The organism is Janthinobacterium sp. BJB446 (assembly GCF_002735655.1).
Taxonomy (GTDB): domain Bacteria; phylum Pseudomonadota; class Gammaproteobacteria; order Burkholderiales; family Burkholderiaceae_D; genus Janthinobacterium; species Janthinobacterium lividum.
The window spans coordinates 88,851-105,609 of sequence record NZ_PDZK01000002.1 but is presented as its reverse complement, the minus strand read 5'-3'; the positions used below and the strand labels follow the sequence as shown (position 1 = coordinate 105,609).

Sequence of the window (16,759 nt, the reverse complement as noted above, 5' to 3'; positions counted from 1 at the left end):
GCCGTCTGCTGCCTCTTCTCACTGTTCATGTTGGAGCGGATTAACTCATGGAATCGTCGAAAATGGTTCATGCAGAGGGCGTGACAATCACACTCTCCATGGTGGCATCCGAGGCCTTGAAAGCGTTGTTTTGGGAGGTTTTTTTCCAAAGTAAAAACCGTGGTGTGACGCTGCAGCGTCATTTTCCCTGGCTGTCGGCGGCGCCGAACGGCGTGATTTTTGCCGAAGCGCGCATCGGCACGGTGACTGTCGGCGGACTGGTGTTGCGGGAAAAACAGTATCCGCTGGGTGAGCGCACGCTCCGTATCGCGATGATCGGCCTGGTCTGCGTGGCACAACGGGAACGCGGCAAGGGTATCGCCAACAGCATGCTGGAAGCCATTGTTGCCCATGCGAGAGAACAGCAGTTCGATTACCTGACGCTGTGGACCAGCCAGTATTCGGTGTATGAAAAGCATGGCTTCCAAGTGGCGGACCGCTGGATGTATGGCTGGGTCAGGGGGGGCGAGGGCAACGATCAGCAGCCATTCGAGCCCGATGGCAACCTTGTGCCCGACACCAGCTTGCCCTTGCCGCCGTTTGCGCGCGCCGTATATTGCTATCGCGATCCCGTGTGCTCGATGGTGGTGCTGGAGGATACCCATGGCGCCATTGTCACGGCATACGACGGCTTGCCTGCTGCGGCGGCCTCGGCGATGGTGCGCCATCTCCCCTCTTGGTGGCGCCTGAACGTGCTTGCACAGGATGCGATTTTGCATGAGTTGCAGCTGCATGGCAGGACGCTCGAGCTTGCCCCCGTCCGGCTCCAGATGTGGCTCCCACTGCGCGATGTCCTGCCCGTGGAGCAGCTGCTCGATCATGTGACGTTCCCGGTGCTGGATAGAATTTGACGCAATCCCGCTGTTCGACAATACTTGCAGGCTTTTGCTTCAAGTAGATATATTGTCATGTATTTTACTCTGATCACGATGACGCGAATGAGCGACAAGTGCGTGGAAAACGCCGAAAGAAAAGGTTGCACCGATGATTTTTAGTTCCGCTCAGTTCATTCTGTTATTCCTGCCTGTCTCGTTCTTTGGCTATTTTTTCCTTAACCGGATACGGCTTGTCGTGCTGGGCAAAGCATGGCTGGTAGCGGTCAGTCTGTTCTTTTACGCCTACTGGAATCCCGCCTACATCCATCTGTTGCTAGGCTCGATTCTGTTCAATTTCTCGATCGGTAACCACCTGGCTTCGGATTTCCGTTCGCGGCATTTCCCTTTGTCGCGGCGCAGCGTCCTGACGCTGAGCATAGGCTTGAATCTCGCCTTGCTCGGCTACTTCAAGTACACCAATTTTTTGGTCGACAATATCAATGGCGTGTTCGGCGCCGCCTACGTGGTGCCGCAGATATTGCTGCCATTGGGGATCAGTTTTTTTACGTTTACGCAAATTGCCTACCTGGTCGACAGCTATCGCGGCGAGGCCAAGGAATATGATTTCCTCAACTATGCGCTGTTCGTCACCTTCTTCCCGCACCTGATCGCTGGTCCGATTCTTCATCACCACGAGATGATGTCGCAGTTCAAGTCGCACCGTAATCTGTCCATCCGTCATCGTAATATCCTGCTGGGACTGTTCATTTTCAGCATCGGCCTGTTCAAGAAAGCCGTGATCGCCGACACCTTTGCCATCTGGGCCAACGCGGGTTTCGACGGCAAAACACAACTGGATTTTTTCAGCGCCTGGCTGACCAGCCTGTCGTATACCTTCCAGCTGTATTTTGATTTCAGCGGCTATTGCGACATGGCGATCGGTGCATCGCTGCTGTTCAACATCTGGTTGCCGATCAATTTCAACTCACCATATAAGGCGCTCGATATCCAGGATTTCTGGCGCCGTTGGCACATGACGCTGAGCCGTTACTTGCGCGACTACCTGTACATCCCGCTCGGCGGCAATCGCTGTTCGCCTGGACGTGTCTATTTCAATTTGATGGCCACTTTCGTCCTGGGTGGCCTGTGGCATGGTGCCAGCTGGATGTTCATTATCTGGGGCGCGCTGCACGGCGGCGCGCTGGTGCTGCACCGCTTCTGGAGCGGGCGGGGCTGGAGCATGCCGAAACCGCTGGCCTGGCTGGTGACTTTCCTGTTCATCAATGTCACCTGGGTCTTCTTCCGCGCCAAGGACATGGACGATGCACGTCGCATTCTGGGCGGCATGGTTGATTTTGCATCGATTCAGCAGTTGCCTCTGGCCGCAGTCCCCAGCAGCCAGCTGGCCTGGGGCGGCTGGCTGACCGACTATCTGCTGCGCTGGTTGCCTACCGGATTGGCGGCGAACTTCCTGTGCTTCTGCGCAGTCGTGGTGGCCTTTGTGATTGTCCGACAAAAGAATTCCTTTGACTTGATGCAGAGCGGTTTGAGCCGGGCAAAAATGGCTGGTGCCCTGTTCCTGTTTTGCTTTGCAATGTACTCCGTGCTGGTGACAACGACGTCCGTCTTCCTTTACTTCAATTTCTAAGCGGTATCATCATGAAAAAAAGGATTCTTGCCTTTATCGGCCTGGCATTGCTGGCCTTGTCGCTGGTACCTCTGATTAACCTAAGCTTGGGCAAGGTGCAAAAAAAGCCGGGCGAAGCCTGGTGGCACCGCGCCGTTCTGTACAACCTTGATTTTGCCTTGCCTTACTGGAGCCGGGCACTGTATGGCTTTGGTATTTCCACCAGCCCCAGCCAGGTGACGATAGGCCGTGATGGCTGGTTGTATCTGGGGGACCAATATGAACAGACGCTGACGGTAACCCGGCGCGGCAGCACACCTGCCGATGTCGAAGCGGCGAGGAAAATTGCGCTGGCCACCGCGGGCTGGGAGCAATGGCTGGCATCGCAAGGCGTGCAGGCTTTCCACATAGTCCTGGGGCCGAACAAGGATAGCGTGTATGGCGACATGGCACCTGGCTGGGCGCAAGCGCTCAAGCCATCGGCTACCGATACCCTCGTCGCTGGCATGAAGCCAGGCCAGTATGTCGATGTGCGGCCTGCCATGCTGAAAGCCCGGACAGAATTTTCGCAAGCCCTTTACTACAAGACCGACACCCATTGGAACCGGCTTGGTGGATGGGTTGCCATGCGAGCGCTCGGCGACGAGCTGGCACGCACGGCACCGGGACTGCAGACGCTTTCCGGACAACAGGTGCGGCCCGGTACAGTCAGCCAGCGCAACGGCGGCGACCTGGCCAACTTCCTCAAGTTGAGCGAGACCTTGCATGACAGCGAGATTCCTGTCGAGATTGATATCGGGCGTCCGGTGGAAACGGCGAAATATGACTTTGATACGGGCCGTCTGCTGGAATCGGGCGGGAATCCGGAAGTGGGCGCGCCGCGCACGCCGGTGCTTGTCAAATCACCCAATGCGCTGAATCGAAAGAAAGTGCTGTGGCTGCGCGATTCTTTCGGTACTGCCATGTCGCCCTATATGGCAGCGACGTTCAGCGAAACCTTGCAGATTCATTATGGGGTGACCGATGCCGCCATGGTGGTGAAGCTGGTGCAGAAGTATCAGCCCGATTATGTGTTTTTCACCGTTGTCGAGCGCGATGCGAGAGCTCCCCGCTTCGAGCAGGCGCCGCCCCTGCATGTGACGGCCAGGCCGGCCAACTTCGTGGCCATGGCGCGCGGCACGGAGTCCTCGGCAAATGACCTGGCAGCGGTGCCTGCTTCCCGGGCTTACCGGGTCACTGGCGGCGATGCCTTCCTTACTTTCAAGCTCGCACCGGCAGTACGCGCCGCCGAGGCGTCCAGAGTGACGTTTAACCTGGTCTGCGACGACAAGTCCGTGGCGGTGCCGGTACAACTGTTCTGGCACGCTGCGGACGGTCATCCGGGCGAAGCGCTCAGCGTACGTTTCATGGCTACGCCTGGCAGCAACTCCATCGATCTTGCGACGCTGCCGGCATGGCAGCCAACGGCCATGATCGCCGGCTTGCGCATTGACCTCGATTCTCCCGATGCTTGCTCGATGCTGACGATCGATGCGGTGGCGCTTGGCCGCTAGTGTTTGGCCTGGCTGGCGCGTGCCGCCAGCCAGATGATGATGGACAGGCTGGTGGCAATGATGCACCAGTAGATATAGCGGAAATCGGCTGACGGGACGCTCGCCAGGTAGCCCAGGAAGTAGCCGAGCGCCGAGGCGTTCAATGCCAGTATCTGGGTCTTCTCCAGCGACGGCCGCATGCGCCAGCCAAGCACCATCATGGCGATGGCCAGCAGCAGCCAGGAATACGGCTTGAAGAGTTCTCCGAGCGGCGTGACCTGGCTGCCTTCGACATAGGCTTGCATCAGGTGCGCCAGTTTCGGATTGTCCAGTTTGATTCCCAATTCATTGTCCATGATGCCTGGGTGCCAGGCATAGTAGGGTTCCAGCGTGGGCGAGCGCAGGAAATACAGGAATGCTCCGCCCTTGATCTGCAAGTACGGCAGCGGATGCTCGAGGATGGTCTTTTTCCATAAGGCGTGGGCCTCCGTATGCGGCATGCCGGCAAACAGGCTGCCGCTGGGGTCGTAACCTTTGCGTACAAAGCACATCGCCCGCTCATATTGGATAGGCATGGGTGAGCAGGCGGCATTGTCTTCAGGCTTTACCCAAGGCATCAAGTTTTCGCCCGTCATGAAGGCGATCCTGGCCACCTCATCCCCCATCGTTAATGTTTCAAAGTGTTTTCTTTCCGCGTGCAGGACGTTGTAGCTGAGAACTGACGTGGCCAGGGGCAGGGTGGCCGACAGCAGCACGCTCAGGATCGCCATTTGTACGATGGATCGTGTCGGCCAGAAGTGGCGCAGCGCACAGTAGATGAGGGGCACGATGGCCAGGATGGCATTGTGCCTGACTGCGGAGGCATAGAAGATGAAAGGGATGGCCAGGGCGGCGACTCGCCAGTTCTTCGTCCTTGTATACAGCAGTCCCGTTGCCACGAGCAGGGCGAAAGCCATGCCCACGTCTTTCCACAGTACACCGGCAAAATTGACGACCCATGGCAGCAAACACATGGCGGGAATCAGCAGGGCCCAGCCACGCTGTGCCATATTGCCGTACCAGATCAGGATGCCCGCTGCCAGCAAGGCGAGATGCAGCAACAGCAGGCTTTGCGGGCCGGAAACCAGGTACAGGCACAGATGCCACACGTAGGACATGATGGCGGGATTGCTATCCGTATAGTACTGATTCAGTGCCGTCTTGTATTGCACCATGGAATCATATGACATGAAACCGGGAGCAAAGCAGAACCAGATGACAGCCAGGACGATGGCTGTCAGGGCAATGGCCAGGGGAGTGAAAACCTGATTTTTCATGGGTAACTTCAAATTCGAGCAAGAGAATGGACCAGCACCGTGGGTGGCGGCGACAGGGTGCTTATGCCTTTGTGGCAACAAGGATGCCGACGATGATCAGCGCGACACCGATCATGTATTGGGTTTGGAAACGTTCGCCAAAGAGAAAATGGCTGCCGATCGGCACCAGTACAAAGGCCAGCGCCATCAGCGGGTAGATTCGGCCCAGTTCGATGCGTTGCAATACCCAGACCCAGGCCAGCGTCGTCAATCCATAGAGGCAGATGGCCGCCGACAGTGCGGCCAGGGTTTTGACGGAAAAAAAGCTGCCGCTCTGCAGCAATCCATTGGCACTGATTTTAAACAGGATTTGCCCGGCTGCGATGCCAAGCACACATAACAGGGCCACGATGTAAGTCATTCATTTATCTCCATAGAGTTGCTGGGGGTGATTTCCCGTGCGCCATACTCCGCACGGGCGCAGCCTGTAGTGTGTCCGTCAGGCAATGCCATCACGCCTTCACTTCCTGCCGCGCCGAATGCGGTGGAACGGTTTTTTAGGGATCGAGCTGATATCGTGTCCGAGAAAGGCCAGGATTAATTGCAGGCCGACAATCACCGGCAAGCCTGACAGCATGACTGTCCCTGCCGAGGCGGGCATATCGTCATGGACGGAATGCAGCCATTGCGTCGCACCAAACACGCACCCGAAGGCAAGCATCAGGACACCGATGGGCAGTTCAATGGAGGCAATGGACAGGTCCCGTAAATAATAGTTGTAGAAAATGCGTTTGAAGAAATTGCGCAGATGCTTGGCAAAAAATTCCAGCACCACCTGGGAAATCTTCAGATTGCTGACCTCATCGCCATATTTTGCATCCATGGGGATATCGGCGACGACGGCGCGCAATGTATTCAGGCGAAACAAGATATCAGTTTCAAAAAAATAGCGGCGGCTGATTTTTTGCATCGGCAGGTGGCGTACCACTTCGCAGTGGATGGCGGTGTAGCCGTTGGTCGGATCGAAAATATCCCAGTAGCCGGAAGAAATCTTGCTCATGAAAGACAGGATCGCGTTGCCAAAAAGACGCGCCTTGGGCATGCTGCGCACGCTTTCCAGATCGTAGAAGCGGTTGCCCTTGGTGTAGTCGGCTTCGCCAGCAACAATGGGCGCGATAAAGTCGGGAATGCAGGCGGGATCCATCTGGCCATCGCCATCGACCTTGACGATGATATCCATGCCGTCGTCCAGTGCGGCGCGGTAGCCTGTCATGACGGCGCCGCCGACGCCCTGGTTTTCTGCATGACGCAACACGACCACGCGCTTGTCGCTGCAGTGCTCCTCGACCAGGTCGCCGGAGTGGTCCGGACAGCAGTCGTCGACGACATAAATTCGGCTCACTTCGGCGCCAATCTGACTGATGACAGAGAGGATATGCCTATCGACCTTGTAACTGGGTATGACGACCGCAATGGCCAAGCCTTGTTTTTTCATCTTGTTATTGCTTGTCTTTACTAATGGTGGCGTTCCCGGAATCGGGCAATATTGTGAATTATGACATGCGCAGTTGGCGCGCCTCTGGCGCTGGCGGGGAGTGGCGCTGTTGCGCGCCACCAGGCGCGCATGGGCAAGGCAGGGGCTAGTTCTTGTTGCCGTAGCAATGCGGGCAAGACACCTCATACACGTATTCCGGCGCCAGCTGCTGGCGCGGCGTGACGACGGCGCGGCAGACAAAACACTGCACCGTTTCTGTCGGTTCCAGTTTCGGGTTCAGCGCCGTGCGGTAATCGAAGACGAAGCAGTCGCCCGTGTAGTGCTCGCCGCCCACTTCCTCGAAATATTTCAGGATGCCGCCGTCGAGCTGGTACACGCTGTCGTAGCCGATTTCCTTCATGTGGATGGCGGCCTTTTCGCAGCGGATGCCGCCCGTGCAGAAGGTGACGACGGTCTTGCCTTCCAGTTCATCCTTGTGGGCGGCTGCCACGGCCGGGAATTCCGTAAACTTGTCGATGCGGTAATCAAGCGTGTTGTTGAACGTGCCCACGTCCACTTCAAAGGCGTTGCGCGTTTCCATCATGACCACGGGTTTGCCCGCATCGTCGACGCCGGCGTCGAGCCAGCGCTTGAGCGTATGCGCATCGACGGACGGGGCGCGGCCCAGTTCCGGCTTGATCAGCGGCATGCGCATGGTGATGATTTCTTTTTTCAGCTTGACCAGCATGCGCTTGTGCGATTGCTCGTTCGACAAGCTTTCCTTCCATTCCAGATCGGCCAGACGCTCGTCGCTGCGCACCCAGGCGAGGAAGGCATCGATATGTTCGCGCGTGCCCGACAGGAACATATTGATGCCTTCCGGCGTCAGCAGGATCGTGCCCTTCAGTTCCAGCGCCAGGCATTGCTCCTGATACAAGGGACGCATGGCTTCCGTATCGGCTAGCGTGATGAATTTATACGCGGCAATATTGACAAACGTGGCGGCCAGCGGGCTGACGGCGGCGGAAACGGCGGGTGTGGCAGGGGTGATGGCTTGCATGATGGCGATCGGGTTAGACTGAACAGCCGATATTATAAGCCCGACAGGCCAGGCAGGATACCCGGCCAGCCACGTTTTGCCGTGCCGGCGGGCTGTGCACGGCAGGAATTTCTTGCCCGCAACCGAGGGCCGCACCGCCGGTCCGGGGCCGCGACGCGGTAGAATAGACCCCATTGAATTTTGCACGAAACGGTACACAGGATGGAAATGGTAATGCAAGAGGCCGGCGCTCCGGCAGGTTCACAGCAAGCGATGCAGCCCGGTCCTGCCTTCGTCCATTTGCGCGTGCACTCGGAGTACTCGATCGTCGATGGCCTGGTGCGCATCGACGACGTGGTCAAGGCGGCGGCGAAGGACAAGCAGGTGGCGCTGGCCGTCACCGACCTGTCGAACCTGTTTGGCATGGTCAAGTTCTACAAGGAAGCGCGCGGCAAGGGCATCAAGCCCATCGTCGGCGTCGACGTGTGGATCACGAATGACGACAACCGCGAAAAACCGTCGCGGCTGCTGCTGCTGGCGAAGAACCGCATGGGCTATCTGCAGCTGTGCGAACTGCTGTCGACGGCCTGGCTGACGAACCAGTACAAGGGCCGCGCCGAACTGCGCATCGAGTGGCTGCAGGCGCTGGCGACGAATACCTACGACCTGTACCCGGGCGAAAGCGCGGCAAATGGCTTGATTGTGCTGTCGGGCGCGCACTTTGGCGATGTCGGCACGGCCATCGAGAATGGCAACCTGGCCCTGGCCGAGCGCAATGCGCAGCGCTGGGCCGAGATTTTCCCCGGCCATTTCTATATCGAAATCCAGCGCGGCGGCCAGGCCAACCAGGAGGCGCAGGTGCGCCATGCGGTGGCCCTGGCGGCCAAGCTGGGTTTGCCCGTGGTGGCCACGCATCCCGTGCAATTCATTTCCCCTGAAGAATTTATCGCCCACGAAGCCCGCACCTGTATCGCCGAAGGCGAAATGCTGGCCAACGCCAAGCGCGTGAAACGTTTCAACGACAGCCAGCGTTTCCTGTCGCAGGCCGACATGGCGGAACTGTTCGCCGATTTGCCGGCCGCGCTGGCCAATTCCGTGGAAATCGCCAAACGCTGCAACCTGACCCTGACCCTGGGCAAGCCGCAGCTGCCGAACTTCCCCACGCCGGATGGCATGACGATCGACCAGTTCCTCGTTGCCGAGTCGCAGGCCGGCCTGGAAAAACGCTTATTGCAGCTGTATCCGGATCCCGAGCGCCGTGAAAAGGAGCGCCCGCGCTACGAGTCGCGCTTGAAATTCGAGACGGACACGATTTGCAACATGAAGTTCCCCGGCTACTTCCTCATCGTGGCCGAATTTATCCAGTGGGCCAAGGAAAACGGCGTGCCCGTCGGCCCGGGCCGCGGTTCGGGCGCGGGTTCGCTGGTGGCGTATTCGCTGCTCATTACCGACCTCGATCCATTGCAGTACAACCTGCTGTTCGAGCGCTTCCTGAATCCCGAACGCGTCTCGATGCCCGACTTCGATATTGACTTTTGCCAGGAAGGGCGCGACCGCGTCATCCAGCACGTCAAGGATTTGTATGGCAAGGAGGCGGTCTCGCAGATCGCCACCTTCGGTACCATGGCGGCCAAGGGCGCGATCCGCGACGTGGGCCGCGTGATGGATTTCGGCTACAACTTCTGCGACGGCATCTCCAAGCTGATCCCGTTCAAGCCGGGCAAGCCCGTGTCGATCGCCGACGCCATCGAAGAGGAACCGCTGCTCAAGGAGCGCCTGGAAAACGAGGAAGAGGTCAAGCAGCTGCTGGATCTGGCGCAGCAAGTCGAAGGCATCACGCGCAATATCGGCATGCACGCGGGGGGCGTGCTGATCGCTCCGGGCAAGCTGACGGATTTCTGCCCGCTGTACACGCAGGGCGGCGATTCCGGCGTCGTGTCGCAGTACGACAAGGATGACGTGGAAGCCGTCGGCCTCGTGAAGTTCGACTTTTTGGGCCTGACTACGCTCACCATCCTCGACCGCGCCGTGCGCTACATCAAGCAGCTCGATCCGGCGCAGGCGAACTTCGACCTGGCGACCTTGCCGCTGAACGACAAGCCGTCGTACGACTTGCTGACCAAGGCCAAGACCGTGGCCGTGTTCCAGCTGGAGTCGCGCGGCATGCAGGGCATGCTGAAAGATGCGCGTCCCGACCGCTTTGAAGACATTATCGCGCTGGTGGCGCTGTACCGTCCGGGCCCGATGGACCTGATTCCCGATTTCTGCAAGCGCAAGCACGGTGAGCGTTTCGATTATCCCGATCCGCGCACGGAATCGATTCTGTCCGAAACCTACGGCATCATGGTGTATCAGGAGCAGGTGATGCAGATGGCGCAGATCGTCGGCGGCTACTCGCTGGGCGGCGCCGACATGCTGCGCCGCGCCATGGGTAAAAAGAAGGCCGAAGAGATGGCCGAGCACCGCGAGATCTTCCGCGCCGGTGCCGCGAAAGATGGCTTGACGGCGGAAAAGGCCGACGAGATCTTCGACTTGATGGAAAAGTTCGCCGGCTACGGTTTCAACAAATCGCACGCCGCCGCCTATGCCTTGCTGTCGTACCACACGGCCTACCTGAAAGCGCACCACACGGCCGCCTTCATGGCCGCCAACTTGTCGCTGGCCATGGACGACACGGACAAGATCAAGATCCTGGTGGAAGACTCGCTGGAAATCTGCAAGCTGACCTTGTTGCCGCCGGATATCAACGAATCGGACTACCGCTTCACGCCAAGCGGCGCGGCACCGTCCGTGAGCGGCAAGAAAGTCACGCAGATCCGCTATGGCCTGGGCGCCGTGAAAGGTTCCGGCCAGAACGCCATCGAAGCCATCATCGCCGCGCGCGAGGCGGGCGGGCCATTCACGAGCCTGTTCGACTTCTGCAAGCGCGTGGACAAGAAGCAGATCAACCGCCGCACCATCGAGTCGCTGATCCGCAGTGGGGCCTTCGACTGCCTGAAGGTCGACCGCGCCATCCTGCTCGCGTCCGTCGCGTTCGCCATGGAGTGCGCCGACCAGGCCGCCAAGGCGGCAAACCAGGTGAGCCTGTTCGGTGGCGACGACAGCGACATGGTGGCGCCGCCCGAGTACGTCAAGGTGCCCGTGTGGACGGATAAGCAGCGCCTGACGGAAGAAAAGATCGCGCTGGGCTTCTACCTGTCCGGCCACCTGTTCGATTCGTATGCGCCCGAAGCGCGCCGTTTTGCGCGCACGAAATTGTCGGAACTGTCGCCCTCGCGCGAACCGCGCATGATGGCGGGCGTCATCACGGGCTTGCGCACGCAGATGACGCAGCGCGGCAAGATCCTCATCGTCACCCTGGACGACAAGAGCGGCACGGTGGAAGTGACGGTGTACGGCGAATTGTTCGACTCGAACAGGAAAATCTTCAAGGAAGATGAATTCCTGGCCGTCGTGGGCAAGGTCTCGGAAGACCGTTTTTCGGGCGGCTTGCGCATCACCGCCGAGAGCGCCTTCGACATCATCGCCGCGCGGGTGCAGTATGGCCGCCAGCTGGGCTTGACCTTGCCGGCCACCCTGGACGCCAAGCGCATCCGTGAGGTGATCATGCCGCACCGCGCCGAGACGGGCTTGCCGATTGCCGCACGGGTCAGCCCGCAGGGCGTCAGTTGCGTGCTGCAGTTTGGTGACGAGTGGAAAGTGGCGCCATCGGATGAGTTGCAGATGGCGCTGGAGCAAATGCTGGGTGCGCAAGAAGTGGCGGTCGAATACTGACCGGCACCGCCCGGCGCATACAACAAAGCCAAACCGCGGACACGCTGGTTTGGCTTTTTTCGTTTACATGTCTTTCAGGCCCGTGATCGCATAGCCCTTGGCGGCGATCTGCTGGTGCGGCTGTTCGATATGGTAGTTGGGCAAGGCCTGGGCATCGTCGGCCACTTCGCTGGCGCGTACTTCCAGCTGCCAGTCGGTATTGGTAACTTCTTCCGGAATGAGCTTTCCTTCCGGCACGGCGAGGTAGGAAAAAATGCCGTCGTGCTCGGCCCGGCGGTAGATGTCTACGCGCATGACTTGCCTCCTAGTAAGCGTTGGGGGAACCGGCGCACCACATGTGCATACCGATAGCGCTAGCGTAACAGGATTGTGCCGTGCACGGGTTGAAGCGTGTGCCGCAGGAGGAGGGGCGGTGCTCAGGCGGCGGCGGAAGCGTAGTCTTCGTCGTCCATATCTACCGCTTGCCGTGCCTCGTTGGCGGCTGCCGCAGTGCCTGCCGTGGCGACCTGCAGCGGGCTGCGATGGGCGTCGAGGCCGCTACGCAGGCTGCCGATCATGGCCAGCGTCAGTTCGTGGCGTTTGCGTGCTTCCGAGCGTTTTTTTGACGGAATGTCTTCCAGGGCAGGCAGGGGCAGATTTTCGCATGGCAGCTCAAAATCGCCATCCTTGCGTGCCTGGGCGCCAAGTTCTTGCCAAAGGGCATTGTAGTCGGCGAACAAACGGCCCTTTTTGGCGGAATGGTGGACGGCGCGGTTGGCGTTACCTACAAGTACCATGTTGCGGCAACCATGTTCATGTCCCAGCTGGCGCACCAGGCGCACCATCAGGGCCTTGGGGCGCATGCCATGCAGGTCGCGCGTAGCCTCGCGCACGCGGCGCAAGCCTTCCGCACCGCGCGGACCCTGGATGCAACCGATGCCCACGCCCATGCTGGCGCGCGCGCGGGAACCGAAGAAGGTAAAGGCGACCGAGTAGATCACGTCATCGCCATGTGCCAGTTGCAATACCATCTCGCCTTCGCGGTCCATCGGTTGTAGCGAACACAGCTGCAGGTGGTAAGGCGCGCCCGATTTTCCCGGTACGGTACCCAGGCGCACGGGGGCGCGCGCCGCCTGCGTCATCAGCTTGCCCCAGCCTTGTTGCAGGATGAAATGATAGTGCTCGACCAGCAAGGCGACGCGCTGGCGGCACGACAGGTTCGTGCTCAGGTAGTGGCGGTACACCTTGTGCATCATGCGCGGATAGGCTTGCAGCAAATCCTGGAACACGGGATGGGAATTGAGCAGCTGCAGCCAGATGCGCGTCTGCCGGCGCTGCAGCTGTGCCCGCAATTGCAGCTTGAGCAGCTCGCGCACGCGTGACATGCCTGGCGGCATATTGCTCAGGCCTGCGTGCAGGGTAATGGCTTGTGTCATCAAAGGGTTCCATGTGTATGTGGATGGGCCTGGCGCCGGCGGCGCTTCAGGCTGGCGGCGGTCCGCTCATGCCGTCGGTATCGGCCAGCAAGACCGTGGCGCTGCGCGTGGCGCGCGCCAGCCTGCGTGCCAGCGCTCCGGCAAAGCGGCGCTGCCAGGGACTGTGCCGCAGTGCCGGCAGGACGATTTCGTGGCAGCCGAGCAGTTCAGCCGTATCGAGGATCGTAAACAGCAGCTCGCCGGCGACAATATGCGTGCTGAAGGCGAGCTGCGAACGGCTCAGATACAGTCCCGCCTCGTGCATCATCTGCTGCGTGGCCGGGTCCAGCGCATGGCATGCGCCGGCGCTGTGCCGGGGCAAGCCATCGGCCTGGCGCGGTGGCGCCGCTGTCACGTGCAGCAGGCTGACGCTGACCTGGATGCCCCATTCCTGCAAGCGCCTGGCGTAGCGCGCGCCGTAGATGATGTCGCTGGCGCGCTTGACGGGCAAGAGCAGCAGCAAGGTATCCTGGCCCGGCTTGCCGCCCGCGCCCGCGGCGCTGTCTGGGGCGCGGTGACGTTGCGGGGCAAGGCGCGATGCATGCATGGAAGGGATGGCCATAGTCGGAAAACCGTCTCATGTTATCCATGCCACCCCCCTGTGTAAATTGGCGAAACAGCGTACGGGTTCCCCTTATGCCGTCCCGGTCTTAATAGCGGTAGGTGACATACACGGCGCCGATCGGCGATGTCTTGCGCTGCACGATGGGGCTCTTGGCCGCGTCGCCCAGGCGGCTCTCGACGCCGACCAGGGTATTGATGCCCCAGCGCGCATCGAAGCGGTGCTCCCAGTTGATGGTGGCCTGTGCTTCATAGAAGCCGCCCTTGGGCGTGTATTGCTTGAACGAGGTATTCGCCGCCTGGGTGGCCGTCACGCCATACATGGTCTGCACGTACTTGCGCTCGCCCCAGCCCAGCTGGCCGCTGATGTTCACGCTGTCTTGCTGCACGCCCTTGGCATCGGCCCGGCCGTAGATCTGGCCTGTCGCGCCGAAATGCACGTTGGCGCCGTTTTCGCGGTTCGACAGGGGAATGTCGCTCGACACGCTCAACGACAGGCCCGGCAATGGCGAATAGCCCGCGCTGAGCAGGGCGCTGGCGTTGCCCTTGACTTCGCCCATGCCCTTCAGATAATCGCTGCCGCCCCAGCCGTTGGCACCATTGCGCTTGTGGTCTTCGCGATTGCCGCGGTAGCCCAGCGCGGCGCTGTAGCTGAAGGGGCCTGCCTGGCCGCCATAACCGATGCCGCGCGAAGTGCTGAAGAACAAGCCATTGGCCATGGCGTAGTCGAGGATGATCAGCGGCGAGGCCGACAGCTTGTCAGCGCCGGAATAGCTGGACACGGCAGCGACGCCGCCGCCGATGGTGAAGACATTTTCCGCCGCCGGTTCGGCCGCCGCGGCGGCCAGGGGATTCAAGCTCAGGCCGCAGGCCAGTGCCAGCGAGGTCAACAAGGTTGTAGATGCGTGCATGGAGTTTTCCGTCAGGTGGAGAACCGAGTCCGGAGTGGCTCGATTGACAGCCGACAGTATTCATCCTTGCCATGAAGGAAAAATGAGCCTTTTATTAAGATTGGATGAAGAACGCTTCTTTACCCATTCTTCAGCTTGCGGTGGTTTAATACTCCCCATGAAGATACTGCTGATTGAAGACGATATGGACCTGGGCAATGGCGTGCGGATTGCCCTGCGCGACCAGGGCATGCAAGTGGTCTGGGTGCGCAGCCTGGAGGATGCGGCGCGCAGCATCGAGCACGACAGTTGCGAACTGGTGCTGCTGGACCTGGGCTTGCCCGATGGCGATGGCCTCGATTTGCTGGCCCGGCTGCGCGCGGCGCGCCTGCCGGTGCTGATCCTCAGCGCCCGCGATACGCTGGAACAGCGCTTGCGTGGCCTGGACGGTGGCGCCGATGACTACCTGGTGAAGCCCTTCGTGCTGGCCGAGCTGCTGTCGCGCGTGCGCGCCCTGGCACGCCGCAGCTATGGCTTCGATGGCGACACCATCGAATTGCGCGGCTTGCTGCTGCAAGTGCCCACGCGCAGGGTCAGCGTACATGGCCGGCCCGTGGAGCTTACGGCCAGTGAATATGCCCTGCTGAAGACCTTGCTGATGCGTGCCAACCGGGTCATCACGCGCCGCGTCCTGGAAGAGCACATCCTGCCCGGCGGGCTGGCCAATGCCAGCAATACCCTGGATGTGCATATGGGAAACCTGCGCCGCAAGATAGGCGAAGGTTATATCCGTACCGTGCGCGGCGTTGGCTATGTCATCGACCAGCAGGGCGAGACATCCCCCCCGCCGGGTGCTGGCGCATGATGGGGCGTTTCTGGGCCATGCTGCGCCGGCCTACCCTGGTGCGCCGCCTGATGATGGCGCAAATGCTGATGCTGACCGTGCTGTGGAGCCTGGCCGTGGCGTATGTACTGGTCGAGGGCGCGGGCGAAGCGAGCAATGTGACCCGCGGTGTCCTGCACGCCATTATCAGCGTGGCCGATAACCTGGCCGAGCAGCCGCAGCGCCAGGAGCAAAGCTTGCGCGCCATCGACGAAGCCTTGCGCGAGGAATTTGAAATGGGACAGGTGCCGGAACTGGCGCCGCGCATCCTGGTCTGGCGCGAAGGCAAGCTGGTCTACAAGTCCCCCGATGCGCCCAGCGGCATCCGCAGCGCCGGCCCGGAGCAGATGGAAGTGGTGTATATCAAGGGCCAGGCCTGGCGCAGCCGCAGCCTGGCCGAAGGGGGTACCCGCGTGACCGTGCTGGAAGTGGGGGGGGCCTGGCAGTTTTTCATCACGATCAATTCACGTGGCTACTACCTGCTGCCGTTGCTGATCAGCCTGCCGTTCCTGCTGGTGCCGGCCTGGCTGTCGATCCGCCTTGCCATGCGCCCGTGGCGCAAGGTGGCGCAGGAGGTGGCGGCGCGCGGGCCGCAGGATTTGCGTCCGCTGGCGTTCAAGCCGCCGCATGGCGAACTGGCGGCGCTGGTCGACAATATCAATGCCCTGCTGCAGCGGGTCGATGCCAGTGCCTCGCGCGAACGCAGCTTCATCGCCGATGCCACGCATGAGCTGCGCACGCCGCTGGCGGCCATGCGCGTGAATGTCGAGGCTTTGCAGGGGCAGGCGCATGATGCACGCCAGCAAGAGTTGCTGGACGGTATCTTGAACAGCGGCAACCGGGCCGCGCGCCTGGTGGGCCAGCTGCTGCAGCTGACGCGCAGCGAAGTGCAGGCGGGCGGGGGCGAGTTGCCGCGGCGGCAGGCGCTCGACACCTTGCTGCAAGACCGGCTGGCGGCCCTGTCCGGCCTGGCCCAGGCGGGCGATATCGAACTCGAGTTGCAAGCCAGCGTTTCGCTCAACGTGGCCGGACAGCGCGAGAGCCTGGTCTCGCTGATCGACAATCTGGTGGAAAACGCCATCAAGTACAGCCCGCGCGGCAGCAGCGTGACGGTGTCGCTGCATGCGGAGCGGGGCCAGGCCGTGCTGCATGTGGCCGATCAGGGGCCGGGCATCGCGCCGGCCCTGTATGAACGCGTGTTCGACCGCTTTTTCCGCGCGCCGCAGCAAGTGCAGCCAGGCAGCGGCCTGGGCTTGTCCATCGTCGCTTCCGTCGTGCGCCAGCACGGCGGCACGATTCAGTTGCACAGAGGTAATGGCGGCCTGGGCTTGCTGGTGGAAGTGCGCTTGCCGTTGGCCGAAGCCTGACGCCGCCTG

14 protein-coding genes are annotated in these 16,759 nt (G+C 60.7%); 6 read left to right on the top strand and 8 right to left on the bottom strand.

Annotated features, from left to right (window positions below):
• Nucleotides 1–47: 47 nt before the first annotated feature.
• The 3 genes from CSQ92_RS16160 to CSQ92_RS16150 all read left to right on the top strand — a co-directional run bounded on the left by CSQ92_RS16160 (nucleotide 48) and on the right by CSQ92_RS16150 (nucleotide 4,034).
• Nucleotides 48–890 (top strand): GNAT family N-acetyltransferase, encoded by an 843-nt coding sequence (locus CSQ92_RS16160; protein ID WP_099394774.1) that lies wholly within the window; start codon nucleotides 48–50, stop codon nucleotides 888–890.
• A 220-nt stretch (nucleotides 891–1,110) separates the two neighbouring features.
• Entirely contained in the window at nucleotides 1,111–2,502 is a 1,392-nt protein-coding gene (locus tag CSQ92_RS16155; protein ID WP_230520666.1) for an MBOAT family O-acyltransferase, read from the top strand.
• Between the two features lie 11 nt (nucleotides 2,503–2,513).
• On the top strand, nucleotides 2,514–4,034 hold the full coding sequence (locus tag CSQ92_RS16150) for an alginate O-acetyltransferase AlgX-related protein (protein ID WP_099394773.1): 1,521 nt from the start codon (nucleotides 2,514–2,516) through the stop codon (nucleotides 4,032–4,034).
• Here CSQ92_RS16150 and CSQ92_RS16145 read toward each other — a convergent pair.
• From CSQ92_RS16145 to CSQ92_RS16130, 4 genes are all read right to left on the bottom strand, one after another.
• Entirely contained in the window at nucleotides 4,031–5,329 is a 1,299-nt protein-coding gene (locus tag CSQ92_RS16145; RefSeq protein WP_092608090.1) for a hypothetical protein, read from the bottom strand. The two genes, CSQ92_RS16150 and CSQ92_RS16145, sit on opposite strands and share 4 nt — an antisense overlap.
• 61 nt (nucleotides 5,330–5,390) lie before the next feature.
• Nucleotides 5,391–5,729 carry a 4-amino-4-deoxy-L-arabinose-phospho-UDP flippase gene (locus tag CSQ92_RS16140; protein ID WP_070254288.1) on the bottom strand — a complete coding sequence of 113 codons (339 nt, stop codon included), beginning with the start codon at nucleotides 5,727–5,729 and terminating at the stop codon, nucleotides 5,391–5,393.
• A 99-nt stretch (nucleotides 5,730–5,828) separates the two neighbouring features.
• The gene (locus CSQ92_RS16135) at nucleotides 5,829–6,803 is read right to left on the bottom strand and encodes a glycosyltransferase family 2 protein (protein ID WP_099394772.1); all 975 of its coding nucleotides are present in this window, start codon (nucleotides 6,801–6,803) and stop codon (nucleotides 5,829–5,831) included.
• A gap of 145 nt (nucleotides 6,804–6,948) precedes the next feature.
• Entirely contained in the window at nucleotides 6,949–7,842 is an 894-nt protein-coding gene (locus CSQ92_RS16130; RefSeq protein ID WP_099394771.1) for a sulfurtransferase, read from the bottom strand.
• A 213-nt stretch (nucleotides 7,843–8,055) separates the two neighbouring features.
• Between CSQ92_RS16130 and dnaE the strand changes: the two genes are divergently transcribed.
• Nucleotides 8,056–11,595: a DNA polymerase III subunit alpha gene (gene dnaE / locus CSQ92_RS16125; RefSeq protein WP_099394770.1), complete on the top strand. Its 3,540-nt coding sequence runs from the start codon at nucleotides 8,056–8,058 to the stop codon at nucleotides 11,593–11,595.
• Between the two features lie 63 nt (nucleotides 11,596–11,658).
• On the opposite strand, the gene CSQ92_RS16120 is transcribed toward dnaE, so the two are convergent.
• The 4 genes from CSQ92_RS16120 to CSQ92_RS16105 all read right to left on the bottom strand — a co-directional run bounded on the left by CSQ92_RS16120 (nucleotide 11,659) and on the right by CSQ92_RS16105 (nucleotide 14,521).
• A complete protein-coding gene (locus CSQ92_RS16120) occupies nucleotides 11,659–11,889 on the bottom strand; it encodes a DUF6139 family protein (RefSeq protein WP_034786466.1) in 231 nt (76 codons plus the stop codon).
• Nucleotides 11,890–12,011: 122 nt separating this feature from the next.
• Nucleotides 12,012–13,010, bottom strand: a complete 999-nt coding sequence (locus CSQ92_RS16115) for a VirK/YbjX family protein (RefSeq protein WP_052140499.1) — start codon at nucleotides 13,008–13,010, stop codon at nucleotides 12,012–12,014.
• A 46-nt stretch (nucleotides 13,011–13,056) separates the two neighbouring features.
• Entirely contained in the window at nucleotides 13,057–13,611 is a 555-nt protein-coding gene (locus tag CSQ92_RS16110) for a universal stress protein (RefSeq protein ID WP_070281447.1), read from the bottom strand.
• Between the two features lie 88 nt (nucleotides 13,612–13,699).
• Nucleotides 13,700–14,521: a MipA/OmpV family protein gene (locus CSQ92_RS16105; protein WP_070254282.1), complete on the bottom strand. Its 822-nt coding sequence runs from the start codon at nucleotides 14,519–14,521 to the stop codon at nucleotides 13,700–13,702.
• A gap of 157 nt (nucleotides 14,522–14,678) precedes the next feature.
• Here CSQ92_RS16105 and CSQ92_RS16100 point away from each other — a divergent pair, with 157 nt between their 5' ends.
• Together CSQ92_RS16100 and CSQ92_RS16095 are read left to right on the top strand one after the other, a co-directional pair.
• Nucleotides 14,679–15,365, top strand: coding sequence for a response regulator (locus tag CSQ92_RS16100; protein ID WP_070254281.1), 687 nt, complete (start codon nucleotides 14,679–14,681; stop codon nucleotides 15,363–15,365).
• Nucleotides 15,362–16,750, top strand: coding sequence for an ATP-binding protein (locus tag CSQ92_RS16095; protein ID WP_099394769.1), 1,389 nt, complete (start codon nucleotides 15,362–15,364; stop codon nucleotides 16,748–16,750). The genes CSQ92_RS16100 and CSQ92_RS16095 overlap by 4 nt, the downstream gene beginning before the upstream one ends.
• Nucleotides 16,751–16,759 lie beyond the last annotated feature (9 nt).

Excerpts from the sequence above, each read along its gene's own strand:
- CSQ92_RS16160 (WP_099394774.1), top strand. The coding sequence starts at position 48 with ATGGAATCGTCGAAAATGGTTCATGCAGAGGGCGTGACAATCACACTC.
- CSQ92_RS16150 (WP_099394773.1), top strand. The coding sequence starts at position 2,514 with ATGAAAAAAAGGATTCTTGCCTTTATCGGCCTGGCATTGCTGGCCTTG.
- CSQ92_RS16145 (WP_092608090.1), bottom strand. The coding sequence starts at position 5,329 with ATGAAAAATCAGGTTTTCACTCCCCTGGCCATTGCCCTGACAGCCATC.
- CSQ92_RS16140 (WP_070254288.1), bottom strand. The coding sequence starts at position 5,729 with ATGACTTACATCGTGGCCCTGTTATGTGTGCTTGGCATCGCAGCCGGG.
- CSQ92_RS16135 (WP_099394772.1), bottom strand. The coding sequence starts at position 6,803 with ATGAAAAAACAAGGCTTGGCCATTGCGGTCGTCATACCCAGTTACAAG.
- CSQ92_RS16130 (WP_099394771.1), bottom strand. The coding sequence starts at position 7,842 with ATGCAAGCCATCACCCCTGCCACACCCGCCGTTTCCGCCGCCGTCAGC.
- dnaE (WP_099394770.1), top strand. The coding sequence starts at position 8,056 with ATGCAAGAGGCCGGCGCTCCGGCAGGTTCACAGCAAGCGATGCAGCCC.
- CSQ92_RS16120 (WP_034786466.1), bottom strand. The coding sequence starts at position 11,889 with ATGCGCGTAGACATCTACCGCCGGGCCGAGCACGACGGCATTTTTTCC.
- CSQ92_RS16115 (WP_052140499.1), bottom strand. The coding sequence starts at position 13,010 with ATGACACAAGCCATTACCCTGCACGCAGGCCTGAGCAATATGCCGCCA.
- CSQ92_RS16110 (WP_070281447.1), bottom strand. The coding sequence starts at position 13,611 with ATGGCCATCCCTTCCATGCATGCATCGCGCCTTGCCCCGCAACGTCAC.
- CSQ92_RS16105 (WP_070254282.1), bottom strand. The coding sequence starts at position 14,521 with ATGCACGCATCTACAACCTTGTTGACCTCGCTGGCACTGGCCTGCGGC.
- CSQ92_RS16100 (WP_070254281.1), top strand. The coding sequence starts at position 14,679 with ATGAAGATACTGCTGATTGAAGACGATATGGACCTGGGCAATGGCGTG.
- CSQ92_RS16095 (WP_099394769.1), top strand. The coding sequence starts at position 15,362 with ATGATGGGGCGTTTCTGGGCCATGCTGCGCCGGCCTACCCTGGTGCGC.